Origin of the sequence: Phytomonospora endophytica, assembly GCF_014202425.1 — a bacterium.
Lineage (GTDB): Bacteria > Actinomycetota > Actinomycetes > Mycobacteriales > Micromonosporaceae > Phytomonospora > Phytomonospora endophytica.
This window is the reverse complement of record NZ_JACHGT010000011.1, coordinates 191591-214413: the sequence shown is the minus strand read 5'-3', so window position 1 is coordinate 214413 and position 22823 is coordinate 191591. Positions and strand designations below refer to the sequence as shown.

Sequence of the window (22823 nt, the reverse complement as noted above, 5' to 3'; positions counted from 1 at the left end):
CGCTCCCGCTCCCGCTCCCGCTCCCGCTCCCGCTCCCGCTCCCGCTCCCGCTCCCGCTCCCGCTCCCGCTCCCGCTCCCGCTCCCGCTCCCGCTCCCGCTCCCGCTCCGACGATGGTGACGCGGCCGGCGGAACGGAACCGCCCGGCCGGGCCACGACCGGAGCGACCGGCGGCGGCGTGACCGTGAGCGGCTCAAACGTGGCGCCATGCGCGCCACCCTCGTCAGGCGGTGGCGGCGTGACCGTCAACGACTCGGACGTGACGGCCTGCCCGGCCACCCCAGCCACTCGCGCCGAGGTGTCGACGCCAGGCGAGGGTTCCGGGTCGTGCAGCGAGACGCTCACGTCGCCGTGGCTTCGGCCTCTGTGTCCTTCGCGTTCGCGTTCGCGTTCGCTTCCGCGTTCGCGTTCGCTTCCGCTTCCGCTTCCGCTTCCGCCTTCGCTTCCGCCTTCGCCTTCGCTTCCGCTTCCGCTTCCGCCTTCGCTTCCGCCTTCGCTTCCGCCTTCGCTTCCGCTTCCGCTTCCGCTTCCGCCTTCGCCTTCGCCTTCGCCTTCGCCTTCGCCTTCGCCTTCGCCTTCGCCTTCGCCTTCGCCTTCGCCTTCGCCTTCGCCTTCGCCTTCGCCTTCGCCTTCGCCTTCGCCTAGAGCGTGGCGCGGTGCGAGTTCCGGGACGTCGCCGGGCCGGTCAAGGTCCTGCGCGGTCTCGCCGGGCGCTCGCACGGAGGTTTCCACAGCCACCAGCGCCCCCGGCTCGTCCATCAAGACACTCGCGTCGCCGTGGTCTTCGCCTTCGCTGTTGCCGTGACCGTGCCCCTCGCTCGAAACGCGAAGGTCGGCGAGTTCCGGCGCTTCACCGGCCGGGCCGGGACCCTGCCCGGCCACCCCAGCCACTCGCGCCGAGGTGTCGACGCCAGGCGAGGGCACCGGGTCGTGCAGCGAGACGCTCACGTCGCCGTGGCTTCGGCTCCCGTTCCCGCCATCACCATCGCCATCGCCATGACCGTGCCCCTCACTCGCAACGCCAAGCTCGGCGAGGTCCAGCGCTTCACCGGCCGAGACGGGCCCCTGCCCGGCCTCGCCGACAGCTCGCGCGGCACCGTCCACGGCCACCGGCGCCTCCGGCTCGTCCGCCGAGACGCCCGTGCCGCCCCGGCCTCCGTCGGCGGCGTGATCGCGGCCATCGGCCGAAGCTCGGCCATCACGGCGGCCATCACCGGAAACTCGGCCGTCACCGTCCCCCCGCCGTCCCTCCAAGACCTGCGGCCCGCCGGTCCCCGAGGCATCCCCCTGGGCGGCCGTGGCGTGAGCGCGCTCCGGCCGCGCGGGGGCGTCGCCCCGCGGTTCGTCCGGCCGCGTACCTTCGGTCGCTGTCATGGCATGGGTCCTCCCCGGCGGCCCCAACCTCACATCCAGTGTGCGCGCCGTGCGACGCCCGCGACACCGCCACGCCGGACGGCGCCCCGCGACGAACGGCCCACCCCACCCCACGCCCGCCGCCGCAGGCCGCGCACGAACACGGCCGCCACCCCAGGCACTCCCAACCCCGCCCCCACCCACCACGGCAAGCAGCGCAGCCACCGCCAGCCGCACCGGGCCCCGCCCCCACCTACCCCCGCACCCCGTACCCCCACAAAAACGCCCGCACCCCAGCCCTCACCGCCACCTCGACCTCGTCCTCCCCCCTGCGCCCAAGCCCGTGCTGGAACGGCAGCGCCCCACGCACCAGCAGCAGGAAGTGACTCGCGGCGAGACCCGCGTCCGCCCCCTCCGCCCGCATGCGCCCGTCGCGCATCAAACCCGCGAACCTCTCGGCCAGCAGCCCCTGCACGCGGTCGGGCCCGCTCTCCCGCCACGTCTCGACGGCCTCCTCGGGCACGTGTCCCGACTCCGCGTCGAGCTGCCGCACCAGGGCGAAGTGCTCGGCGTGGTCGCCGCTCATCGGTGCCGCGAGGTCGGCGGCGAGGGCCGCGAGCGCGGCTTCAAGATCGCCGAGGTCCCCGCCGCCCAGGGGGTGCCGCGTGATGATCGCCGTCTGGGCCTCGGCGACGCCTTCCGTGCTCGCCCGCACGACGGCGACGAACAGCGCGGCCTTGTCCTGGAAGTGGTTGTAGATCGTCCTCGTCGACACGCCCGCCTCCGCCGAGATCGCGTCGATCGACGCGCGCGTGTAACCGTCGCGCGCGAAGACGGCGAGGGCGCCGCGCATGATGTCGCCCCTCTTGCCGGGTTGTCCGCGTGCCGCCATGTGCCCTCCATCACCCGAGTTACAACGATCGTTGTAATACTTGCCATGCACGTTGTACTTTACCTGAGTACCCCTGACCTGGAGGAACCCATGACCACGCGCATCGCCATCGTCATCGGCACCACCCGCCCCGGCCGCCGCTCGGCCGCCGTCGCGCAGTGGGCCCACGAGACCGCCGCCGGGCACCCGTCCGTGACCGGCGGCGAGGTCGCCGTCGACATCGTCGACATCGCCGAGTTCGGCCTGCCGCTCCTCGACGAGGCCGTCCCCGCCGCCTGGGGACAGTACGCCAACCCGCACACCCTCAAATGGGCCGAGACCGTCGCCTCCTACGACGGCTTCGTCTTCGTCACCCCCGAGTACAACCACGCGATGCCCGCGTCGCTCAAGAACGCCGTCGACTACCTCTTCGCCGAATGGAACGACAAGGCCGCCGGCTTCGTCAGCTTCGGCTCCGCCCTCGGCGTCCGCGCCGTCGAGCAGCTGCGCCTCACCCTCGCCGAACTGAAGGTCGCCACGGTCCGCACCCAGGTCGCCCTCTCGGTCTACCAGGACTTCGAGTTCACCGACCCGGCGAACCCCACCGACCCCGGCGTCGTCACCCCCGGCGAGCACCACACCGAGACGCTCCACGAGATGCTCGGTGAGCTCGCCGCCTGGGCCGGCGTCCTCAAAGGCCTGCGGGACACCGCCGCCGTCGCGGCCTGAACCGCGCGGGTGGGCGCCGGCGGGCGCCCACCCGGCACAATCGTGGGATGCCTGACGCGTCCTCCTTCTGGCGAGCGGTCCTTCTCGGCGGTGCCATCGGCGACGCCCTCGGCGCCCCGGTCGAGTTCGACCGGCTCGACATCATCCGCGAGCTCCACGGCCCCGACGGCGTCACCGGCCTCGTCCACCACGACGGCCGCCTCGGCGCCATCACCGACGACACACAGATGGCCCTGTTCACCGCCGAGGCGGTGATCGGCGCGCGCCGCCGCATGTCCGGCTACGGCATCGCGAGTTTCGAGTCGGCGCTGTTCTACTCCTACCTGCGCTGGCTGGCCACGCAGGGCCTGGCCGCGACGCTCGCGCCGGACCAGCGGCCCCTCCAGCGCCGGGGCCTGCTGTGGGACACGCCCGACATGCACCACGTCCGCGCTCCCGGCAACACCTGCGTCGGGGCGCTCACGTCGGGCCAGATCGGCACCCGCGACAACAGGCTCAACAACTCCAAGGGCTGCGGCGGCGTGATGCGCGCGGCCCCCGGCGGGTCCTTCGACGCCGGAGTCGCCATCGGCGCGCTGACCCACGGGCACCCGACCGGCTGGCTCGCCTCGGGTGCGCTCGCCGAGCTGATCGGGGTCCTCTACCGGGGCGGGAACCTCGACGACGCCCTCGACGTCGTGCAGGCCCGGTTGCGCGCCGAGGAGCACGGCACCGAGACGTCCACGGCCCTCGACCGCGCCCGCCACCTCGCCACGCAGACCCACGAGGACGAGGGCCGCGCCATCGAGACGCTCGGCGGCGGCTGGATCGCCGAGGAGGCCCTCGCCATGGGCGTCTACGCGGCCCTGCGCGCCGAAGGCGACGTTCGCGCCGGGCTGATCCTGGCCGTCAACCACTCCGGCGACTCCGACTCCACCGGCTCCATCGCCGGGAACCTGCTCGGCGCGATGCACGGCGAGTCGGCGCTGCCCGCCGAGTGGGTCGCCGAACTGGAGGCCCGGGACGTGATCGCGCAGGTCGGGACCGATCTGGGGAGAAACCCGGAGGAGACGGCCGACGAGGTCTACCCGTACATGTGAACGGGTGGCGAAAAGCCGGGCGATCGGTCAGGCTGGTGCGGTTGCCGAGTAAGGAGTGAACCGACCGTGACCGATAACCCTCTGCTCGTTCCCAGCTCATTGCCGTACGAGCTGCCGCCGTTCGCCGACATCCGCGACGAGCACTTCGGCCCGGCCTTCGAGCAGGGCATGGCCGAGCACGCCGCCGAAGTCGCGGCCGTCGCCGCCGAAGGCGGGGCCCCCACCTTCGAGAACACCATCGAGGCCCTGGAACGCGCCGGGCGCACCCTCGCGCGCGCCTCGACGGTCTTCTGGACCAAGGTCGCCAGTGACAGCAACGAGGCGGTGCGCGCGCTGGAGACCGAGCTGTCCCCGAAACTGGCCGCCCACCATGACTCGATCCTGCTGAACACCACCTTGTTCGCGCGGATCGAGGCCCTGTACGCCGAACGCGACACCGTCACCGACCCCGAGCGGCGGCGCCTGCTGGAGCGGTACCACACCGACTTCGTCCGCGCCGGTGCCGCGCTGCCCGCCGACAAGGCCGAGGCGCTCAAGGCCATCAACACCGAACTCGCCGAGCTGGCCACCGCCTTCGACCAGAACCTCCAGGAGGAGACCAACGCGGCCCTCGTCGTCGTCGACGACGTCGCCGAGCTCGACGGTCTCGGCGACGGCGCGATCGCCGCGGCGGCCCGGACGGCCTCCGAGCGCGGTCACGACGGCAAGTACGCGCTGAGCCTGAGCCTGTTCACCGCGCAGCCGGCGCTGTCGTCGCTGACCGACCGGGCCCTGCGCAGGCGCCTCTACGAGGCCTCGATCGGTCGCGGGCAGAGCGGCAACGCCGAGCTCGTCGTGAAGATCGCCACGCTGCGGGCGAAGCGCGCGGCCCTGCTGGGCTACGACACCCACGCCGACTACGTCATCGCCGACCAGACCGCCGGCACCACCAAGGCCGTCCTCGACCGCCTTGAGCGGATGGCGCCGGTCGCCCACCGCAACGCCCTCGCCGAGGCCGCCGACCTGGCCTCCGCGATGCCCGAGGGGTCCACTTTGGAGCCCTGGGACTGGCCCTTCTACGCCGAGCGCGTCCGCCAGGAGCGCTACTCCCTCGACGATTCCGCCACGCGCCCGTATCTGGAACTCGACCGGGTCCTCGAAGACGGCGTGTTCTTCGCGGCGAACAAGCTCTACGGTCTGAGCTTCACCCGCCGCGAGGACCTCGTCGGGTACCTGCCCGAGGTGCGCGTCTACGAGGTCTTCAACGAGGACGGCTCGCCGCTCGGGCTCTTCCTCGCCGACTACTACGCCCGCGCGGCCAAGCGCGGCGGCGCGTGGATGAACAGCCTCGTCCTCCAGTCGCGGCTGCGCGGCACGAAACCCGTGGTGGTCAACAACCTCAACATCCCGCGCCCGCCCGACGGCGAGCCGACGCTGCTGACCTTCGACGAGGTCCGCACGACCTTCCACGAGTTCGGGCACGCCCTGCACGGGCTGTTCTCGCAGGTGACCTACCCGCGCTTCTCGGGGACCTCGGTCCCGCGCGACTTCGTCGAGTACCCCTCGCAGGTCAACGAGATGTGGGGCACCTGGCCGGAAGTACTGGCCAACTACGCCAAGCACCACCGGACCGGTGAGCCGATGCCCGCGGAGTTCGTCGCGTCGATGGAGGCCGCCGAGCTGTTCAACGAGGGCTTCCGCTCGGTGGAGTACCTCGCGGCGGCGCTGCTCGACCTGGCGTGGCACCGGCTCCGCGACGGCGAGGAGCCCGGCGACCCGGCCGCGTTCGAGGCGGCGGCGCTGGAGGCGGCCGGCATCGCGATGCCGTCGATCCAGCCGCGCTACAAGACGAACTACTTCCAGCACGTGTTCTCCGGCGGCTACTCCGCCGGGTACTACTCCTACATCTGGAGCGAGATCCTCGACGCCGACACGGTGGAGTGGTTCAAGGAGAACGACGGCCTGCGACGGTCCAATGGGGACACGTTCCGGGCGAAACTGCTGTCGAAGGGCGGCAGCGTCGACCCCCTCGCGGCCTTCGCCGATCTGCGTGGACGCGAGCCCGACATCGAGCCGCTGCTGAAGCGTCGGGGGCTGTCAGCCTGACGCCCCAAGGGTTATGGTGCGGTCGGCCCCTGTTCCGGCAAGGGCCGACCGCGGCGACGGCGACGCGTGCGGGCCGTTGCCGCGCCGCCGTCGCCCCTTCAACGGGGGCCGCGGCCCGCGAGGTTGGCACTCCGTGACCCAGGTCACACATACCGAGCGGAGCCGTGGGGTCGCGCCGTGGTGGTAGAACTCAGGGATGTCCCGAAGCGACAAGGAATCCCGGCCCCTGCGGCTCAGTTACGGCTGGCACGTCGTGACCTGGCTGTGCACCGGGATCGTGGTGTCGGCGGCCGTCGCGGCCCTGCTGTGGCTTGCCTTCGGGTCGCCGGACCTGAGCGGGCCGGTCGAGCCGGGGCAGCGCTTCGACGTCGTGAAACTGATCCTCACCGTCGCCGGAAGCGTCGCGGGCGGAGTCGGCGCGGTCGTCGCTCTCGTTGTGTCGTACCGGAAGCAGCACCAGTCGGAGGCCGCCGAGCGGCGCGAGGACACCCGGCTGTTCAACGAGCGATACCACCAGGCCGCCGAGCAGCTCGGCTCCGAGCGGGCGGCGGTGCGACTCGCGGGCGTGTACGCCCTGGCCGGACTGGCCGACGACTGGGACGACGGGCGCCGGAAATGCGTCGAGGTGCTCTGCGCGTACATGCGAATGCCTTACGCGCCACCGGATCCGGGGCTCAACGATGAGGAGGAGGACGTCGAGCTCCGTCGCGAGCAGCGGCGCCGCCGCGAGGAACGCGAGGTCCGGAGGGCCGTGCTCGACACGATCGGCGAAAGGCTGCGGGCCGAGCCGGGCGAAAGGTCGTGGCACCGGCTGGACTTCGACTTCCGCGGAGCCGTGATCGACGGCGGGAACCTCCGGGAGGCGAAGATCGTCGCGGGGACCGTGATCCGCTTCGACGAGGCGGTGTTCCGGGACGGCATGGTCGCCTTCACCAAGACGGTCATGACCGGCGGGTTCATCGGCTTCAGCATGGCGACCTTCGCCCGCGACGGCGCCGTCGAGTTCATCGGGGCCGAGATCTCCGGCGGCGTCGTGCTGGTCGACGGCACCCGCATGAACGGCGGCCGGCTCGTCTTCGGCGAGGGCGTCACCGGCGGCGCGCTCCTCGTCCAGAACCTGACCGGACGCCACAAGGACCGCCTGGTGCGGCTCGCGCCGGCGTCTACTTCCTCACCTCCGGCCCCGCGCGAGCCCGCCGAGTGACACGCTGAGGCCATGCCTGACCTCACCGACTTGGGCTTCCGCGTCGGCCACTGGACCGACGCCGCCGCCCGCACCGGCTGTACCGCGATCCTCTGCCCGGAGGGCACCGTCGCCTCCGCCGAGGTGCGCGGCGGCGCCCCGGCCTCGCGCGAGCTGGAGGTCCTCGACCCGCAGCGCACCGTGTCCACAGTGGATGCCGTGCTGCTCACCGGCGGCTCCGCCTTCGGGCTGGCCGCCGCCGACGGCGTGATGCGCTACTGCGAGGAGCACAGGCGCGGCGTGCCGACGCCGGGCGGGAAGGTGCCGATCGTGCCCGCGCTGGCGCTGTTCGACCTCGCCGTCGGCGATCCCTCGGTGCGGCCGGGACCCCAGGAGGGCTACGCCGCCTGCCTCGACGCCGAGGCCGGATCCCTTGCCACCGGCCCGATCGGAGCCGGAACGGGAGCCTCGACCGGGCACTGGCGCGGACCGGACGGCATGCGCCCGGGCGCGGTCGGCGCGGCGGCCTTCACCGCCGGGAACCTCGTCGTGGCGGCGCTGGTCGTCGTCAACGCCTTCGGCGAGATCGACACCGACGGCAACGGGCTCATGGCGGCCGCCGCCGACGTCGGTCCACAAGGGATCTATCCGGCCCCGCCGTTCACGAACACCACCATCGGGTTCCTGGCCACCAACGCGCGGCTCGACAAGATCGGCTGCCTGATCCTCGCGCAGGGCGCGCACGACGGGCTCTCGCGGGCGATCGTGCCGCCGCACACCCGCTTCGACGGCGACGCCTTCGTGGCCGCGTCGGCGGGCGAGGTCGCCGCGGACGTCGACACGGTGCGGATGCTGGGCGCGGCGGCCGTCCAGCGGGCGATACTGGAAACAAAACGTACGTCCGTACTGTGAGATGCCTCGCGGTTCCCTTCCGCCGGGCCCCCGTGATCATGGACGATGGCCGCATGACCGATCTACCGCGCTTCCACCACGCCATCCCGGTCGACGACCTCGACGCCGCCCGCCGCTTCTACGGCGAGATCCTCGGCTGCCCGAAAGGGCGCGAGGACGACACCTGGGTCGACTGGAACTTCTACGGCCACCAGCTCGTCACCCACTACGCGCCCGGCCCGCGCGGTGAGCACCAGAACCCCGTCGACGGCCACGGCGTTCCCGTCCCGCACTTCGGGCTGCTGCTGAACGCCGAGGACTTCCACGCGCTCGCCGAGCGGGTCAAGGCCGCCGGGATCACCTTCGTCATCGAGCCCTACCTGCGCTTCGAGGGCAAGCCGGGCGAGCAGTGGACGATGTTCTTCCGCGACCCCGCGGGCAACGCCCTGGAGTTCAAGGCCTTCGCCGACGACGACCAGGTCTTCGCGACGTGAGCCGCGCCGTCCTGATCACCGGTGCCTCCGGTGGGATCGGGCGGGCGATCGCGCAGGCCTTCGCCGCCGCCGGTGACCGGGTCGCCGTGCACTACGGCGGGAACCGCGCCGGGGCCGAGGAGACCCTCGCGCTGCTGCCGGGTTCGGGGCATGCCGTCGTGACCGGCGACATCGCGTCGCCGGAGGCGCCGCCGCTGCTGGTCGCGTCCACAGTGGACGCCGTCGGCGGTCTCGACGTACTGGTGAACAACGCCGCGCTGATGGTGCCGCACCCGATCGCCGAGGTGTCCTATGAGGACTGGCTCGACGCCTGGAAGCGCACCGCCGCCGTCAACCTGCACGGGACGGCGAACCTGTCGTTCTGCGCGGCCCGCGAGATGATCGCGCGTGGCGACGGCGGCCGGATCGTCAACATCGGCTCGCGTGGCGCCTTCCGCGGCGAGCCCGACCACCCCGCCTACGGAGCGACGAAGGCGGCCGTGCACGCCATGGCGCAGTCGCTCGCCGTCGCCCTGGCCCCGCACGGCATCGGCGTCGCCGCGGTCGCACCGGGCTTCGTCGCCACCGACCGCGTCGCCGGCCGGCTCGACGGCACCGAAGGCGACGCGATCCGCGCGCAGAGCCCCTTCGGCCGCGTCGGCACGCCCGAGGAGGTCGCCGCGGCGGTGCTGTGGCTGTCCTCGCCGGAAGCGGTGTGGGCGAGCGGGACGGTGCTGGACGTCAACGGGGCCTCGTACCTGCGGACGTGAACGGCGACGGGAATGCCGGGTGACAACCCGGCATTCCCGTGGCAAGGTGGAGCCGGACGTCCGGATGGACGCGCATGACAAGGACAAGGAAAGCGAGGTGACGCCGTGAACGCCCCCACCACTCACCCGGGCGTCGCCTCCGCGCGCCGCTGACGCGCCACCGCTCGCGCCCGGGTCGGTAGACCCGTTCATTTTGCGCGAGAGGAAGACCACCTTTGATCAACCGTGGATCGGCGACGCCCGAAAGTCGCCGTACAGGCACCGAGACCCGTGTCAACAAAGAGATCCGTGCCCGTGAGGTCCGACTCGTCGGGCCCGAGGGCGAACAGGTCGGCGTCGTGCCGGTCGAGCAGGCGCTGACCCTGGCCACCGACGTCGGCCTCGACCTCGTGGAGGTCGCGCCGAACGCGAAGCCGCCGGTGTGCAAGCTGATGGACTTCGGGAAGTACAAGTACGAGACGGCGCTGAAGGCGCGCGAGTCGCGCAGGAACCAGCAGAAGACCGTGCTGAAGCAGGTCAACTTCCGGCTGAAGATCGACCCGAACGACTACGGGACGAAACGCGGGCACATCCTGCGCTTCCTGCAAGCGGGGTTCAAGGTCCGCGTCGCCGTCTGGCTGCGCGGACGAGAACAGGGCAGGCCCGAGTTCGGCCACCGACTCCTCAACACCCTCGCCGAAGAGATCGCCGAACTCGGCTTCGTCGAGTCGGCGGCGAGGCAGGAGGGCCGCAACCTCATCATGATCGTCGCTCCACATCGGACGGTCCGCGAGGCCGCCGACGCCCGGCGCACCCGCCCGGAGGACGGGGAGCCGGGGCTGTGACGGGAGTGCGCGCACGCGGGAAGTAGGAGAGCGCGCCGTCCGGGGAACCGGGCGGCGCGTTCTTCGCGACGGCTTCGGGCCACCTCCACCCGGCGCGCCGCCCCCACATCCCGGCGCCGCGTCCCCACCCGGTTTATGGTCGGGAGGCCCCAGCCTCGCCGTCGCCGTCTTCCCGTTGCCGCGCAAGGTGAGCAGCTCCTCCACGCCCTTGGAGACCACATTGGACACTCCGGCCGCCCCCGGATGGACCTTCAACCCGCCTCCCGGCTGGCCGGTGCCGCCACCCGGCTGGCGTCCGCCGCCGAACTGGCGGCCCGACCCCGCGCTGCCCGCGCCGCCGCCCGGCTGGCAGTGGTGGGTGCCGACCGACATCACCGGCGCGACACCGATCCCCGCGCCGGTAGCACCGCCCGTGACGGTCGTACCCGTCGCTCCGCCCCCACCCACCGTGACCGGGCCGCCCGAGCCCACCGCGCTACAGGTCGAGCACCTCCGCCGCGAGGTCACCGCCCTCACCGCGCGGCTCACCGAGCTGCGCCGGACCGTCGCGGAGACCACCGACGTCGCGATGCTCCAGGAGATCGGCATCTACGAGTACTCCCACCCGCTCGAAAGTGCCGCCGCCTACCAGGCCCGCCTCGCCACCCTCAAGGAGCGCTATCGCGCGATGGCCCGCGACGGCCGCGCGGTCGGCCACGCGACGAGCTGGCACGTCAACAACTCCGCCGCCGAGGGCAAGCGGATGCTCAACGACTTCTCCAAGCTCATGCTCCGCGCCTACAACTCCGAGGCCGACAACCTCGTCCGGAGCATGAAGCCCTTCAAACTCGCCGCCTCCTCCGACCGGCTCAACAAGACCGCCGAGACCATCGCCAAACTCGGCAAGAGCATGCAGATCTACATCACGACCGCCTACCACCGCGCCCGGCTCGAAGAGCTCTCCCTCACCGCCGACTACCTCAGCCGCAAGGCCGCCGAACGCGAGGCCGAACGCGAAGCCCGCGCCCGGCAACGCGAAGAGGAGAAGGCCAAGCGCGAGTTCGAGCGCGAGAAGGAACGCCTCCGCAAACAGCGCGACCACAACCTCGCCGCCATGGCCAAGCTGGAAGCCAAAGGCGACGTCGAAGGCGTCGCGGCGCTCGCGGCGACGCTCGACCGGATCAACGCCGACATCCACTCCGTCGAGACCCGCGAAGCCAACATCCGCACCGGCTACGTCTACGTCATCTCCAACATCGGCGCGTTCGGCGAGCGCATGGTCAAGGTCGGCATGACCCGCCGCCTCGACCCGATGGACCGGGTCCGCGAGCTCGGGGACGCCTCCGTGCCGTTCCGTTTCGACGTGCACGCGCTGATCTTCAGCGCGGACGCGGTGAGCCTGGAGTCCAAGCTGCACAAGGAACTGGACGACCGGCGGGTGAACCGGGTGAACCTGCGGCGCGAGTTCTTCCACGCCACGCCTGCGGAGGTGCGGGAGGTGCTGGAGAAGCTCGACGGCGAGCACCTCCTGGAATACCAGGAGATCCCCGAGGCCGAGGAGTGGCGGGCGAGCCGGTCCGACGGCTAGTCCCGCTCCCACCTCGCCGAGAACAGCTCGTACCCCGGCGGCTCGCCCGGCAGCGGCGGCGACGACCCCGCCCGCAGTCCGTCCAAGGCGATGGCCGTGAGCCGGTCGCGCGCGTTCTGCGCGGCCGGCATCAGTTCCGTGCGTCCCTGTTGGGCGAGCTGGTCCAGTAGCGGCGACTTGCTCAGCTGTTCGATGAGCAGCTCGACGTCCATGGCCGTGGCGTCGGCGCGCAGGACCCCGGCGTCGTGGGCGCGCTCGATGAGGGCGGCGACGGCGCGGTCGCCGTGTTCGCTCTTCTCGTTGATCTCGGCGGTCAGCGTGAGGGTGCCGGCGATCGGCGCGAGCGAGCCGGGCCCGAAGCCGATGACGGCCCGCACGTAGTGCGCGAGGCCTTCCCACGGGTCGTCGAGCGCGAGGCCGGCCTCGGCGGCCTCCAGGTACTGGTCGAGGGTCACCGACAGCAGGTGGAGGAACAGGTCGTCCTTGGTGCGGTAGCGGCGGTAGAGGGTGCCTATCCCGACCTTGGCGCGCTTGGCGATGGCCGCGACGGAGGCGTGCGCGCCGTCGACGGCGAGGACCTCCTTGGCGGCCTGGAGGAGGGCGCGGTCGTTGCGTTCGGCCTCGGCCTGCCGGGGCGCTCGTCGGTCGGCGGGTGTCATCGGGGTCATACTAGCGCCCCTTGCGGAGCGTTTCGCTCCGCGCTAGATTTCAAACGGAGCGAATCATTCCGATTGATGGGAGCAGGCCATGAGCGAGCAGAGGATCCATCGAATCCGCGAGACGATCGCCGCCTATGAGCGCCACCAGAGCGACCCGGACGCCTTCCTCCCACTGCACCGCGACGACGTCGCGATCGTGAACTTCGTCGGCCGCCGGGTCCTCGGCCTCGACACCCTGGGCCAGGCCATGCGGGGCGCGCTGGCGAGCCCGCTGGCGAAGGTCACCACGACCCTGGACATCGAGGGTATTCACTTCATCCGTCCCGACGTGGCGATCGTCAGCCTCGCCAAGCACGTCAACGACGATCGCGACGAGACCGACAAGGCCCCCCGCGACGGCGCCGCCCCGACCGTCGGCAGCCTGACGCTGGTGCTGACCGAGGACGACGGCGAATGGCGGATCGCGCTGGCCCAGACCACGCCCCGCACCACCTTCTGATCCGGGTCGCGCCCGCCGGTCCGGCGGGCGCGACCGGGGCTCAGGCCGTGCGGACGTGCTCCGGCAAGGGATTCGTCAAGACCCACTCGGGCCGCGAGTCCTCCGGCGGGGGCGTGTCCATCGTCAGGAGGGTGGTGCCCTCCTCCTCGTCCACCATGGCCACGCGCACGTCGTCGGGCGCGTATCGCAGGCGCGGCACGGCGTAGACGGCGGTGGCGGGACGGTTCTCGTAGCGGGCGCTGTAGACCAGGAAGCGCCACTCGCCCTCGTCCCAGTGCTCGGTGACATCGGATCGCAGGGCGGCGGCGGTGTGACGGTAGACGCCGCTGCGGATCAGTTGCGTGACGGTCGAGTCGAGCGGGATCTCGAAACCGCCGCCGGACAGCGGGTGGGTGAGCCTGTTGTGCAGGCGCCGCAGGGGAAGCAGCCAGCGGTGGTCGAACTCCGGCGAGAGACCGGCGACCAGCAGCGCCTCGGCGGCCAGCACGGCGGTGAAGAGCACCGGCTCACCGGAGAGCTCGGTGTACCAGGCGATCGAGGGCGCCCACAGCAGCGCGGCGGCCGACGCGAGCAGCATCGTCCCCGCGCGGGCGAAGGCCCGCCACGAGATCCGCGAGGGACGCGAACCCATGCAGCCGCACGACGAGGCCGGCGCGGCGAGCGCGGCGTAGCCGAGGTAGGCGATGAAACCGGCCGACAGTGCCGCGCCCGCGGCCAGGTCGATCCACAGTGGAGGCGGCGCGATCAGCGCCACCGCGATCAGGAGTTCGAGGCCCCCGAGGATCCGGTAGGCGGGGACCACGCGCGCCTCGCCGACCAGGCCCGCCAGGGCGGTGCGGCGGGCCTCGGCGGCGGCGTGCCTTCCGAAGAGCTTGAGGGAACCGGACCAGAGCAGCACCCCGCCGATCAGCAGGGGCGCAAGCGCCGCGATCGTCGTCGGCACAGGGAATCACCTCTTCGCAAGAGGTGGCCGGGCGGGTACAGCCGACGACCCGCCCGGCCACGGATCTAGACGGCGGCGTAAACGGTCGAGATGGTGATCTCGTTGGTGTCCGGGTGCCAGGCTCCGATCACCTTGACGTGCTTGCCGGCCTCCAGCATGGACATGTCCGAGACGGCGGGCGTGTTGTTGTAGACGGCCGCCGAACGGCCGTTCTCGACGTGTGCGACGACGCGCTGACCGTGGTGGTCGAGGTTGAGCGAGCCACGGCCGATGGAGTCGACATGGGCGTTGAGGTTGACGATGTTGACCCACAGCGAGTCGGCGGCGAGGGTGCCGTCGGCCAGCCGGAGGCCACGGGCGTAGAGGCCGTCCCCGACCTTGACCTCGTCGAAGGTCGTCGGGTTGAGCTTCCAGATGCTGGTGCCGTTGGTGACGCGGATGCTGTGCAGCGACCCGTCGGAACTGGTCACGAACAAGACCGTGTCGGTGATGCCGGTGATGCGCCCCTCGACGAAGTTCGGGTCGGGGTCGCCGGGGTTGATCTTCGCGTTCGCGCCTTCGGCGGCGAACACGTCTTCGGGGGACAGGGAGCCGAGGGCGGTGGCTCCCACGAGGCCGGCAGCGCCGCCGAGGACGGCACTGGTGAGCAGCTTGCGTCTGTCCATGGTCTCCGTCCTCAGGTGATCATCGCGGGCAGCAGCCCGGTCGAGAGGCTGCCGATGGCGCTGTAGGCCGAAGGTGTCAGGTCGATGACCCGGTTACTGCCGCACACCGAACCGCAGCAGGTCCGCTCACCGCAGAACAGATCGGTCTGCGGGCCGCAGTCGGCGATCGACGTGGCGATCGCCTTGCCGGTGCACCGGTTGGTCGTGGTGTGGACGTGACCGCAGGTGCGCCGGGCGAGAGTCTCGCCGCACCGGTCGGGTCGGGTGATGGTGAGACAGGCCGCGGACGTGTTGGGCCACGCGTGCTGACGACTGCCGGAGTTGCACGTGCCGCAAGCGCCTTTGCCGACGGTGCCGCATGGGCCCCAGGAGTTGCCGCAGCAGAACCAGGAGACCTCACCGTAGAGGGCCGCCATGGATCCTCCCTTCATGGGTGGAATTTCTCTCCGCTCCGTGAGGGGCGGAGACCTGGGCGTGATGGCCATCGACGCTGGTCACCATGATGTCGGCGGAAAGCTACCCGAGTCAATGAGTTCGGCGTAAATTTCCTACCTTAGGACCAAGATCCGCAGAAAGACTCCACAGCGGACGGATACATCGTTAGTCGCACCCCTCTCCTCCCCCGGTCCGAGGCCGCCCGCCCGCCTTCGGTGAGCCGGGTTTCCTCCCCCCGGTCGAGGTCCCGCGGGCTCGCGGCGGCGAGCCTTCAAGCATGACCTCACGACTGATCACCGCACGTGCCGTCACCTGGGGCGGCGGCGCGCTCTTCCTCGCCGCACCGGTGTACCTGCTGCTCAGCGGCAACGGCGAGGTCACGACCTCCAGCGACGCCGGCGCGCCGTCGACGTCGCTGTGGACGGTCCTCGGCCCGCTCGCCGCCGGGCTCCTCGTCGCGCTGCTCGTCCCGCCCCGCCCGACCGGCCTCGCGGTCCCCGTCGCCCGTCCCCCGCGCGAGACGTGGGTGATGGTCGGCGCGGCCGTGGCCTTCCCCGTCGTCGCGGGCGCCGTCGTCCTCGCCGGAGTGCCCAACGGCGGCTGGTACGCGCTGCTCAAGCTCGTCGTGCTCCTCGTGGTGCCCCTGACCGCGCTGCTCCTCACCCGCAAGAGCGGACCGCCGAAGCAGAAGTGGCACGGCGCCGCCCGCTGGCTGTGGCCGCTCCCGGCCGTCGCGGTGTGGGCCTACGCCGAGTACTTCTCCCCCTGGCGCGGCCCCGCCCTCGACCCCGCCGACTACCCCGACCTCGTCGAGACCGCGATCATCGCGACGCTGACCTTCCTCACCGCCTCCGTCCTCGAAGAGGTCTTCTACCGCAAGTGGCTCCAGACGCGCCTGGAATCGCGTCTCGGAACCGCCGCCGGGGTCATCGCCGGCGCCCTGCTGTTCGCCGCCATGCACATCCCGACGCACCACCCGCACGACGACGCGCTCGCCAACATCGCCGGGGTGCTCGCGTTCCAGGGCGTGTTCGGGCTCTTCGTCGGTGTCCTGTGGGCCCGCCACCGCAACATCTGGGTGATCATCGCCGTGCACGCGGCGACCAACGCGGCGAGCCTGATCCCGCTGTACGTCGGCTGACGTAGGACGGATACGCGCAGCCGCCGATGGTCACCGGCCCATCCCGCCCATACCCTCGGGATATGCCCGCATTCTTCGACCGCACGCTGCTCGTGGACTCCATGGTCGCCGCCGGTCTCGCCGCCGCCACCGCGATCACCCAGATCCCGGCGTCGGCGAACCAGGGCATCCTGTTCACCGACCCCGCGGGCTTCACCGTCATCATCCTGTCGGGCCTGGTCCTGGCGATCCGCCGCAAGTTCCCGCTGATCTGCCTCGCGACGGTGTTCGCCGGGACGATGCTCTACCTCTGGCTCGGTTTCCCCTACGGGCCGATCTTCCTGCTCATCGCCGTCGCCATCGGAACCGTCGGCTGCGAGGTGCCGCCGAAGCTCTCCATCCCGGTGACCGCGCTGGTCTTCGCCGCGCACACGCCGCTGACGATGCGGCCGCAGGGCGAGGACGACCCGCCGATCGTCAACGTCGCGATCAGCGCGACCTGGCTGATCCTGCCGCTCATCACCGGGATCGCCTGGCGGATGGCGCGCGAGGCCCGCGGCCGGGCCTCGGCCGAGGAGCGCCACCGCTACGTCTCCGAGGAGCGGCTGCGCATGTCGCGGGAGGTCCACGACGTCGTCGGGCACAGTCTCGCGGTGATCAGCATGCACGCCGGGGTCGCGCTGCACGTCATCGAGCGCAGGGGCGGCGGGACACCGCCGGAGGTCGTCGACAGCCTCCGCACGATCCGCGACAGCGGCCGGGAGGCGCTCGACGAGCTGCGCGCGACCCTGTCCCCGCTGACCGGGGGCGAAGAGCCGGACAAGGCGCCGCCGCAAGGGCTGGCGACCCTCCCCGACCTGGTCGGCAGGCTGTCCGAAGGCGGACTCAAGGTGACGTTGACCGTCGACGGCGAGCGCGGCCGGATACCGTCCGCCGTCGACGGTGCCGGGCTGCGGATCGCGCAGGAGGCGCTCACCAACGTCGTGCGGCATTCCGGCGCCCACCGCGCGGAGGTGACGGTGACGTACGCGCCGGGCCTGGTGGAGGTGTCGGTCGCCGACGACGGACGCGGGCACGACGGCTCGGAGACCGGCGGGCACGGCCTGGCCGGGATGCGCGAACGGGCGACCGCCCTCGGCGGCGGACTGGAACTCGGGCGGGGCCGGCTCGCCGGTTTCGAGGTGCGGGCGCGGCTGCCGTACGAGAAGGTGAAGGCGTGACGCCCATCCGCCTCGTCGTCGCCGACGACCAGTCCCTGATCCGTCTCGCCCTGCGCGTCCTCGTCGCCGACGAGGACGACATCGAACTGGCCGGGGAGGCCGAGGACGGGCCCGGGGCCCTCGAACTGGTCACGCGGGAGCGGCCCGACGTGGCGCTCCTCGACATCCGGATGCCCACCATGGACGGCCTGGAGGTGCTGCGGCGGATCTGCGCCGACCCGGTGCTGTCGGGGACGCGGGTGGTCATCATGACGACCTTCGACATCGACCGGTACGTCTTCGAGGCGTTGTCGGCGGGTGCGGCCGGGTTCGTCACCAAGGACACCGATCCCGGCGAGATCCTGCGGGCCGTGCGGGTCGTGGCGGGCGGCGAGTCGCTGCTGTCGCCTTCGGTGACGCGCAAGGTGATCGGGCACTTCAGCGCGCGCACGCCGGGCCCGGCCGTCGAACCGCATCCACGGTTGTCGTCGCTGACCGCGCGGGAACGCGAGATCCTCGGGTGGGTCGCGACCGGGCGCTCCAACGACGAGATCGCCGAACGCCTCGTCGTCAGCCCCGCGACGGTTCGCACCCACATCGGCCGGTCGATGATGAAACTCGGGGCACGCGACCGAGCGCAGCTGGTGGTGTTCGCGTACCGGTCGGGCGTGGAAATCCCCGAGTAGGGCCCCCTACACCCCTCGCCGTACGACCCCTAGGCGCGTTGTCGCAGAACGAAAGCCGTCGTGACGCCGACGACGGAGACATCCCCGGGAACAACGCTGGGCACCGACGTTCTCCCTGACCGGAAGGTGCCCCATCATGTCCCATTGGCAGCGTGCCGCCGCCGCGGCCGGAACACGCCTCGGCAAATGGCCGGCGCTGGCCGCCTGGGTTCTGCTGGCCTTCGTCGGAGTGACGCTCGGGGGAAGACTCGACTCCGTCACCACCGACGAGCAGACCGCCTGGCTGCCCGGCGACGCCGAATCGACCCGGGCCGTCGCCCTCGCCGAGACCGCGTTCCCCGACGACGGCGGCGAACCGCTCATCGTCGTCTACGCCCGCCCCGGCGGCATCACCGAGACCGACACGGCCGCCGTCGCGTCCGACCTGACCGCACTGTCCACATTGGCCGCGCCCGGAAGCGATGTACCGCCGCCGATCCCGTCCGACGACGGCGAAGCGCTCATGCTCGTCGTCCCCGTCCCGCCCGAGGCGATCGCCGAAGACGCCGTCGACGTGACACTCGCGGCCGCCAAGGAGGCCGTCGCCGCCGGGCTGCCCGCCGGCCTCGACGCGAAACTCACCGGCCCCGTGGCCGGTGAGGCCGACTTCGGCGCCGCCTTCGACGCCCTCGACGGCGCGCTCATGGCGGTCACCGCCGGCGTCGTCGCGATCCTGCTCCTGATCACCTACCGCTCGCCGCTGCTTCTACTGCTGCCACTGGGATCGGTGGCCCTGGCGAGCCAGCTGTCCAACGCGATCGTCTACCTCCTGGCGAAGACCACCGGGATGGTCGTCAACCCGCAGAACAGCGGGATCCTCACGGTCCTGGTGTTCGGCGTCGGCACCGACTACGCCCTGCTCCTCATCTCCCGCTACCGCGAGGAACTGCGACGGCACCCCGACGCCTACTCCGCGATGCGCGTCGCGCTGCCCCGCAGCCTGCCCGCGATCCTCGCCTCGGCCGGGACGGTCGTCCTGGCGATGCTGGTGCTCGTCTTCGCCGACCTGAACTCCACCGCGAGCCTCGGACCGGTCGCCGCCATCGGCGTCGCCTGCGGGATGCTCGCGATGGTGACACTGCTGCCCGCCCTGCTGGTCCTTTGTGGACGACGGGTGTTCTGGCCCCTCGTGCCCGCCTACGATCCCGCCCATCAGGGCGGTGCCGCACCGAGCCGACTGTGGTCGGGCGTCGCGCGTTTCGTCGGGAGCCGCCCCCGGACGGTGTGGATCACGACCGCACTCGGCCTGGCCGCGCTGACGATCGGCGTGACGAGCCTGTCCGGCGGGCTCGGCTCGGGCGACGTCTTCACCACCAAGCCCGATTCGGTGCGGGGACAGGAGCTCCTCGCCGTGCACTACCCGGCCGGGGCCAGCCAGCCGGTCGAGATCTACGTTCCCGCCGGACAGGCCACGGCCGCGAGCGCGGCCGTCGAAGGCACCCCCGGCGTCGCCGACATGCTCGAAGCCGAGACCTCGGCGGACGGTTCGTGGGTGCGGCTGTCGGCGCTGCTCGCCGACGATCCGGGCGGAACGGCCGCCGAGAACGTCGTCCTGCGGATTCGGTCCAATGTGCACGGTGTGGCGCCGGATTCGCTGGTGGGCGGGACGACCGCGAGCAACCTCGACATCGACGAGACCATGGACCACGACCTGGCGCTGGTGATCCCGCTGGTGCTGCTGGTCGTCGGGCTCGTCCTGGTGGTGCTGCTGCGGGCGGTCGTCGCACCGCTGCTGCTCCTGGCCAGCGTCGTGCTGTCCTTCGGCTCGGCGCTCGGCGGCACCGGGCTGCTCCTGAAAGCCCTTGGCCACAACAAGATCGACGGCACGATGGTGCTCATGGGCTTCCTGTTCCTGGTGGCCCTCGGCGTGGACTACACGATCTTCCTGATGAGCCGGGCCAGGGAGGAGGCCGCCGTCCACGGCCACCGTGACGGCATGCTGCGGGCGCTGACCACGACCGGCGGCGTGATCACCAGCGCGGGAATCGTGCTGGCGGCGACCTTCTGCGTCCTGGCGGTCATGCCGGTGGTGTTCATGCTCCAGATCGGCGTCGTGGTCGCCGTCGGCGTCCTGCTCGACACGCTCGTCGTGCGCTCGCTGCTGGTTCCCGCGCTGTCGCTGGACGTCGGGCGCGCGACGTGGTGGCCGGGGCGGCTCGCGCGCGGCGACCGCGCACCGGCAACGCCGGTGCGGGAGCTGTCGCGTACGGGCTGATGTCCCACGGGACGGCGGTCGCGGCTCACGCGGCCGCCGTCCCACCCCTCTGCCACGATCCCCCCATGCTCGACACCCTCGACACCGTCGCGTGGTCCTCCCTCAGCCACGCCTACGGCGACGCCGCCGACGTCCCGGACCTCATCCGCAGGCTGCGCACGCCCGCGAACGAGGAAGCGCTGCACGCCCTGTACGGCAACATCTACCACCAGGGAACGACCTACGAGGCGACCGGACCGGCCGTGCCGTTCCTGCTCGAAGTCCTCGCCGACGAGGACAGTCCCGGCCGCGATCACCTGTGCGGGCTGCTCGCCCACGTCTCGATCGGTTAAGACGAGGCGCATCTGCCCGGCGGTGTCGACGCCGCCGCTCAGCGGGCGCGGGCCGCCGGTGGCGCCGGTGGCGCCGGTGGCGCCGAGATCCTCGCCCGCAAAGGCGATGAGGACATCGACGACTTCGTTCGCGGCCTCCCCGAGGCCGAGGCGAACCGCGTCCGGGCGCACCTGACCGTCCGCGTCTACGACGCCGTCGCGGCGGGCCTTCCGGTCGTCGCGGCCCTGCTCGACGTGGACGATCCGCGGACGTGCGTCGTCGCCGCCTACACCCTCGGCTGGTTCCCCGTCGAGGGCCGCGCGCACGTCGACGCCCTGCTCACCGCGGCCGCCGACCCGGATGCGGGCGTGGCCGCCACGGCGATCGTCGCGCTCGGGCTGCTGTCCGGCCCGGTGCCGGAGGCGGTCCTGATCGACGACCGCGGCCTCGTGCGCTGGGCCGCGGCCGTCGCCCTGGCCCGTACGCGCGGTCTGGAGGCGGGGCCGGAGGTGGTCGCCGAGCTGACCCGGTGGGCCACCGGTGACCAGGCCGAGGACGAGCGGATGCCTTACCTGGACGGGGATCTGCGCGGCTACGCGTCCCTGGCCCTGGAGCAGTCGGCCGGCCCGGACGCCTTCGGCCTCCTGCTGACGGCGCTGGGCAAATCCTCGGGGATCCAGGCGCTCAACGGCGCCGACGTGGCGCTCGCCGATGGCCTTCCCTGAGGGCCCGGTGCCGGCCGGGACCGCCGTCGGCGGGCTGGGCGACCGGCAGCGCGCGCTGGTCGACGTCCTGGCGTCGTCACCGAAGGCGTGGCTCATCGGGGAGTCGAGTTTCGGGAACTTCCGCATGCTCGTCCAGGGCTACGGACTCCCGACGAACACCAGAAAATGCGGTCCTACCTGGGCTGATACGAGGTGGCACGAATAAGGGAGAGCAGTGCTCTTGACAGAGAGCACCTGTTCCGTGTTTACTTCTCCTCAGTTGAGAGCACTGCTCACACTTCCCCTCGAAGGAGCCCCTGATGTCCACCGTCTCTTCCGCCCCCAGCCCCGCCACGACGCGCCTCGGCGCCGCCGCCCTCGCCGCCGCCGGAGTCCTCTTCGCCGGTTACCAGCTGTTCCGCCCCTACGCCGACGAGACGACGATGGACGGGCTCAAGGCGATGGCCTCGAACCAGTGGATCGCCGCCCACCTCTTCGCGTCCCTGGCCTACCTGCTGATCCCCTTCGGCTTCTACGCGCTGCGCCCCCTCGTCGGGCACACGAAGGTCGCGACCGCCGCGGTCGTCACGGCATGGATCGGGGCGGGCATGACGATCCTGTACTACGGCGCCGAGATCTTCGGCGTGCACGAGATGGCCGTCCGGGGCGTCGCGACCGATGACATCACCATGCTGGAGCTCGTCGACGGATTCCGCTTCCACCCCGCGGCCATCACGGTCTTCGCCGCCGGCCTGCTGCTCCTCGGCGTCTCCGGGATCCTCGCGGCCGTCGCGATCGTGAAGTCCGACGCGGTCGCGAGCTGGACCGGATGGCCCCTGGCGGTCGGCATGGCCGCCCTGCTGCCCCAGTTCTTCACTCCCCCGGCGGGCCGCATGGTCCACGGCGTGATCTTCGGCCTCGGCGGGATCGCCGTGGCGGTGGCGATGTGGCGGAAGGCCCGCAAGGCCTGACCTTGTCGATACCGAAAGGCCGGACCCATACGGGTCCGGCCTTATTCGTGCCCGGGTGCGGTCAGGTGCCGCTTCGCCGCCCCAGTACGCAGAACTCGTTGCCCTCCGGATCGGCGAACACGACCCACCCGCCGCCGTCCTCGCGCCGGTGGTCGCCGACGACGGTCGCGCCGAGCCCGAGGACGCGCTCGCACTCGGCGTCGCGGTCGGTGCCGGCCTGCAGGCAGACGTGCACGCGATTCTTGACCGTCTTGGGTTCCGGGACGTGCTCGTAATAGAACGTCGGCCCGCCGGGCCGCCGGATCGAGGCGACCGGATCGCCCGGATTGTCCTCGTCGTCGAGGGGCAGGCCGAGGACCTCACTCCAGAACGTGGCGACGGTGAAGGCGTCGTCGCAGTCGAAGGCGATGTTCTGTACGGCGAGTGCCATGGTGTCTCCTTCGGCGGATTCGCGGTCGCCGTCCAGGAAAGCACAGGTACGGTCGGTCCGTAGCCCGGACATCGACCCCTTTCGAGGCCTGTTGTTAGACTCGCCGCCTGTTCGGCACAGAC

Annotated in this window: 26 protein-coding genes; 19 read left to right on the top strand and 7 right to left on the bottom strand. The window is 71.6% G+C overall.

Translation table 11 applies throughout. The annotated features are described in order from the left end of the window. On the bottom strand, positions 1–344 hold a 344-nt coding region (locus HNR73_RS39155; RefSeq protein ID WP_375791759.1), incomplete at its 3' end, for a hypothetical protein. Positions 345–365: 21 nt separating this feature from the next. Between HNR73_RS39155 and HNR73_RS39150 the strand changes: the two genes are divergently transcribed. Continuing rightward, entirely contained in the window at positions 366–644 is a 279-nt protein-coding gene (locus tag HNR73_RS39150) for a hypothetical protein (protein WP_221331119.1), read from the top strand. A 961-nt stretch (positions 645–1605) separates the two neighbouring features. Here HNR73_RS39150 and HNR73_RS24815 read toward each other — a convergent pair. Beyond that, positions 1606–2244, bottom strand: coding sequence for a TetR/AcrR family transcriptional regulator (locus HNR73_RS24815; RefSeq protein ID WP_184790007.1), 639 nt, complete (start codon positions 2242–2244; stop codon positions 1606–1608). Positions 2245–2334: 90 nt separating this feature from the next. Between HNR73_RS24815 and HNR73_RS24810 the strand changes: the two genes are divergently transcribed. The 9 genes from HNR73_RS24810 (at position 2335) to HNR73_RS40860 (ending at position 11824) form a co-directional block, all read left to right on the top strand. Then, positions 2335–2952: an NADPH-dependent FMN reductase gene (locus HNR73_RS24810; protein ID WP_184790006.1), complete on the top strand. Its 618-nt coding sequence runs from the start codon at positions 2335–2337 to the stop codon at positions 2950–2952. A gap of 47 nt (positions 2953–2999) precedes the next feature. Further along, positions 3000–4031: an ADP-ribosylglycohydrolase family protein gene (locus HNR73_RS24805; protein ID WP_184790005.1), complete on the top strand. Its 1032-nt coding sequence runs from the start codon at positions 3000–3002 to the stop codon at positions 4029–4031. 66 nt (positions 4032–4097) lie between these two features. Next, positions 4098–6116, top strand: coding sequence for a M3 family metallopeptidase (locus HNR73_RS24800; protein ID WP_184790004.1), 2019 nt, complete (start codon positions 4098–4100; stop codon positions 6114–6116). Between the two features lie 196 nt (positions 6117–6312). Next, positions 6313–7320: a hypothetical protein gene (locus HNR73_RS24795; protein WP_184790003.1), complete on the top strand. Its 1008-nt coding sequence runs from the start codon at positions 6313–6315 to the stop codon at positions 7318–7320. A 12-nt stretch (positions 7321–7332) separates the two neighbouring features. Continuing rightward, positions 7333–8211 carry a P1 family peptidase gene (locus HNR73_RS24790; protein ID WP_184790002.1) on the top strand — a complete coding sequence of 293 codons (879 nt, stop codon included), beginning with the start codon at positions 7333–7335 and terminating at the stop codon, positions 8209–8211. A 53-nt stretch (positions 8212–8264) separates the two neighbouring features. Beyond that, positions 8265–8684: a VOC family protein gene (locus HNR73_RS40105; protein ID WP_184790001.1), complete on the top strand. Its 420-nt coding sequence runs from the start codon at positions 8265–8267 to the stop codon at positions 8682–8684. Beyond that, on the top strand, positions 8681–9433 hold the full coding sequence (locus HNR73_RS24780) for an SDR family NAD(P)-dependent oxidoreductase (protein WP_184790000.1): 753 nt from the start codon (positions 8681–8683) through the stop codon (positions 9431–9433). Before HNR73_RS40105 ends, HNR73_RS24780 begins: the two co-directional genes overlap by 4 nt. Before the next feature lie 215 nt (positions 9434–9648). Further along, entirely contained in the window at positions 9649–10257 is a 609-nt protein-coding gene (gene infC, locus HNR73_RS24775; RefSeq protein ID WP_221331118.1) for a translation initiation factor IF-3, read from the top strand. 187 nt (positions 10258–10444) lie between these two features. Then, positions 10445–11824 (top strand): SNIPE associated domain-containing protein, encoded by a 1380-nt coding sequence (locus tag HNR73_RS40860; protein ID WP_203687009.1) that lies wholly within the window; start codon positions 10445–10447, stop codon positions 11822–11824. Here the strand turns inward: HNR73_RS40860 and HNR73_RS24765 are convergent. Further along, the gene (locus HNR73_RS24765; protein WP_184789999.1) at positions 11821–12483 is read right to left on the bottom strand and encodes a TetR/AcrR family transcriptional regulator; all 663 of its coding nucleotides are present in this window, start codon (positions 12481–12483) and stop codon (positions 11821–11823) included. The two genes, HNR73_RS40860 and HNR73_RS24765, sit on opposite strands and share 4 nt — an antisense overlap. An 88-nt stretch (positions 12484–12571) precedes the next feature. Between HNR73_RS24765 and HNR73_RS24760 the strand changes: the two genes are divergently transcribed. Next, entirely contained in the window at positions 12572–12982 is a 411-nt protein-coding gene (locus HNR73_RS24760) for an SgcJ/EcaC family oxidoreductase (RefSeq protein ID WP_184789998.1), read from the top strand. 40 nt (positions 12983–13022) lie between these two features. Here HNR73_RS24760 and HNR73_RS24755 read toward each other — a convergent pair whose 3' ends face one another. The 3 genes from HNR73_RS24755 to HNR73_RS24745 all read right to left on the bottom strand — a co-directional run bounded on the left by HNR73_RS24755 (position 13023) and on the right by HNR73_RS24745 (position 15021). Continuing rightward, complete coding sequence (locus tag HNR73_RS24755; protein ID WP_184789997.1) at positions 13023–13925, bottom strand: MauE/DoxX family redox-associated membrane protein; 903 nt, start codon at positions 13923–13925, stop codon at positions 13023–13025. A 65-nt stretch (positions 13926–13990) separates the two neighbouring features. Further along, positions 13991–14590 (bottom strand): cell wall protein, encoded by a 600-nt coding sequence (locus tag HNR73_RS24750; RefSeq protein WP_184789996.1) that lies wholly within the window; start codon positions 14588–14590, stop codon positions 13991–13993. Between the two features lie 11 nt (positions 14591–14601). Then, a complete protein-coding gene (locus HNR73_RS24745; protein ID WP_239122405.1) occupies positions 14602–15021 on the bottom strand; it encodes an RlpA-like double-psi beta-barrel domain-containing protein in 420 nt (139 codons plus the stop codon). 281 nt (positions 15022–15302) lie between these two features. Between HNR73_RS24745 and HNR73_RS24740 the strand changes: the two genes are divergently transcribed. From HNR73_RS24740 to HNR73_RS24705, 8 genes are all read left to right on the top strand, one after another. Beyond that, positions 15303–16166 (top strand): CPBP family intramembrane glutamic endopeptidase, encoded by an 864-nt coding sequence (locus HNR73_RS24740; protein WP_184789995.1) that lies wholly within the window; start codon positions 15303–15305, stop codon positions 16164–16166. Between the two features lie 62 nt (positions 16167–16228). After that, positions 16229–17365 (top strand): sensor histidine kinase, encoded by a 1137-nt coding sequence (locus tag HNR73_RS24735; RefSeq protein WP_184789994.1) that lies wholly within the window; start codon positions 16229–16231, stop codon positions 17363–17365. After that, positions 17362–18030 carry a response regulator gene (locus HNR73_RS24730; protein WP_184789993.1) on the top strand — a complete coding sequence of 223 codons (669 nt, stop codon included), beginning with the start codon at positions 17362–17364 and terminating at the stop codon, positions 18028–18030. Before HNR73_RS24735 ends, HNR73_RS24730 begins: the two co-directional genes overlap by 4 nt. Before the next feature lie 136 nt (positions 18031–18166). Then, positions 18167–20284 carry an MMPL family transporter gene (locus HNR73_RS24725; RefSeq protein WP_203687005.1) on the top strand — a complete coding sequence of 706 codons (2118 nt, stop codon included), beginning with the start codon at positions 18167–18169 and terminating at the stop codon, positions 20282–20284. A 65-nt stretch (positions 20285–20349) separates the two neighbouring features. Next, positions 20350–20616 carry a hypothetical protein gene (locus HNR73_RS24720; RefSeq protein ID WP_184789992.1) on the top strand — a complete coding sequence of 89 codons (267 nt, stop codon included), beginning with the start codon at positions 20350–20352 and terminating at the stop codon, positions 20614–20616. Between the two features lie 234 nt (positions 20617–20850). After that, positions 20851–21321 (top strand): HEAT repeat domain-containing protein, encoded by a 471-nt coding sequence (locus tag HNR73_RS24715; RefSeq protein ID WP_184789991.1) that lies wholly within the window; start codon positions 20851–20853, stop codon positions 21319–21321. After that, complete coding sequence (locus tag HNR73_RS24710) at positions 21308–21526, top strand: hypothetical protein (protein ID WP_184789990.1); 219 nt, start codon at positions 21308–21310, stop codon at positions 21524–21526. The genes HNR73_RS24715 and HNR73_RS24710 overlap by 14 nt, the downstream gene beginning before the upstream one ends. Positions 21527–21620: 94 nt before the next feature. Next, positions 21621–22271 (top strand): hypothetical protein, encoded by a 651-nt coding sequence (locus tag HNR73_RS24705; protein WP_184789989.1) that lies wholly within the window; start codon positions 21621–21623, stop codon positions 22269–22271. 61 nt (positions 22272–22332) lie between these two features. Here HNR73_RS24705 and HNR73_RS24700 read toward each other — a convergent pair whose 3' ends face one another. Next, on the bottom strand, positions 22333–22701 hold the full coding sequence (locus HNR73_RS24700) for a VOC family protein (RefSeq protein ID WP_184789988.1): 369 nt from the start codon (positions 22699–22701) through the stop codon (positions 22333–22335). Positions 22702–22823: the final 122 nt, after the last annotated feature.

Bases quoted from the DNA above. Each gene is read 5' to 3' on its own strand.
- HNR73_RS24735 (WP_184789994.1), top strand. From the start codon at position 16,229: ATGCCCGCATTCTTCGACCGCACGCTGCTCGTGGACTCCATGGTCGCC.
- HNR73_RS24705 (WP_184789989.1), top strand. From the start codon at position 21,621: ATGTCCACCGTCTCTTCCGCCCCCAGCCCCGCCACGACGCGCCTCGGC.
- HNR73_RS24790 (WP_184790002.1), top strand. From the start codon at position 7,333: ATGCCTGACCTCACCGACTTGGGCTTCCGCGTCGGCCACTGGACCGAC.
- HNR73_RS24750 (WP_184789996.1), bottom strand. From the start codon at position 14,590: ATGGACAGACGCAAGCTGCTCACCAGTGCCGTCCTCGGCGGCGCTGCC.
- HNR73_RS24725 (WP_203687005.1), top strand. From the start codon at position 18,167: ATGTCCCATTGGCAGCGTGCCGCCGCCGCGGCCGGAACACGCCTCGGC.
- HNR73_RS24810 (WP_184790006.1), top strand. From the start codon at position 2,335: ATGACCACGCGCATCGCCATCGTCATCGGCACCACCCGCCCCGGCCGC.
- HNR73_RS24700 (WP_184789988.1), bottom strand. From the start codon at position 22,701: ATGGCACTCGCCGTACAGAACATCGCCTTCGACTGCGACGACGCCTTC.
- HNR73_RS24740 (WP_184789995.1), top strand. From the start codon at position 15,303: ATGACCTCACGACTGATCACCGCACGTGCCGTCACCTGGGGCGGCGGC.
- HNR73_RS24765 (WP_184789999.1), bottom strand. From the start codon at position 12,483: ATGACACCCGCCGACCGACGAGCGCCCCGGCAGGCCGAGGCCGAACGC.
- HNR73_RS24795 (WP_184790003.1), top strand. From the start codon at position 6,313: ATGTCCCGAAGCGACAAGGAATCCCGGCCCCTGCGGCTCAGTTACGGC.
- HNR73_RS24710 (WP_184789990.1), top strand. From the start codon at position 21,308: ATGGCCTTCCCTGAGGGCCCGGTGCCGGCCGGGACCGCCGTCGGCGGG.
- HNR73_RS24760 (WP_184789998.1), top strand. From the start codon at position 12,572: ATGAGCGAGCAGAGGATCCATCGAATCCGCGAGACGATCGCCGCCTAT.
- HNR73_RS24720 (WP_184789992.1), top strand. From the start codon at position 20,350: ATGCTCGACACCCTCGACACCGTCGCGTGGTCCTCCCTCAGCCACGCC.
- HNR73_RS40105 (WP_184790001.1), top strand. From the start codon at position 8,265: ATGACCGATCTACCGCGCTTCCACCACGCCATCCCGGTCGACGACCTC.
- HNR73_RS24815 (WP_184790007.1), bottom strand. From the start codon at position 2,244: ATGGCGGCACGCGGACAACCCGGCAAGAGGGGCGACATCATGCGCGGC.
- HNR73_RS24805 (WP_184790005.1), top strand. From the start codon at position 3,000: ATGCCTGACGCGTCCTCCTTCTGGCGAGCGGTCCTTCTCGGCGGTGCC.
- HNR73_RS24745 (WP_239122405.1), bottom strand. From the start codon at position 15,021: ATGAAGGGAGGATCCATGGCGGCCCTCTACGGTGAGGTCTCCTGGTTC.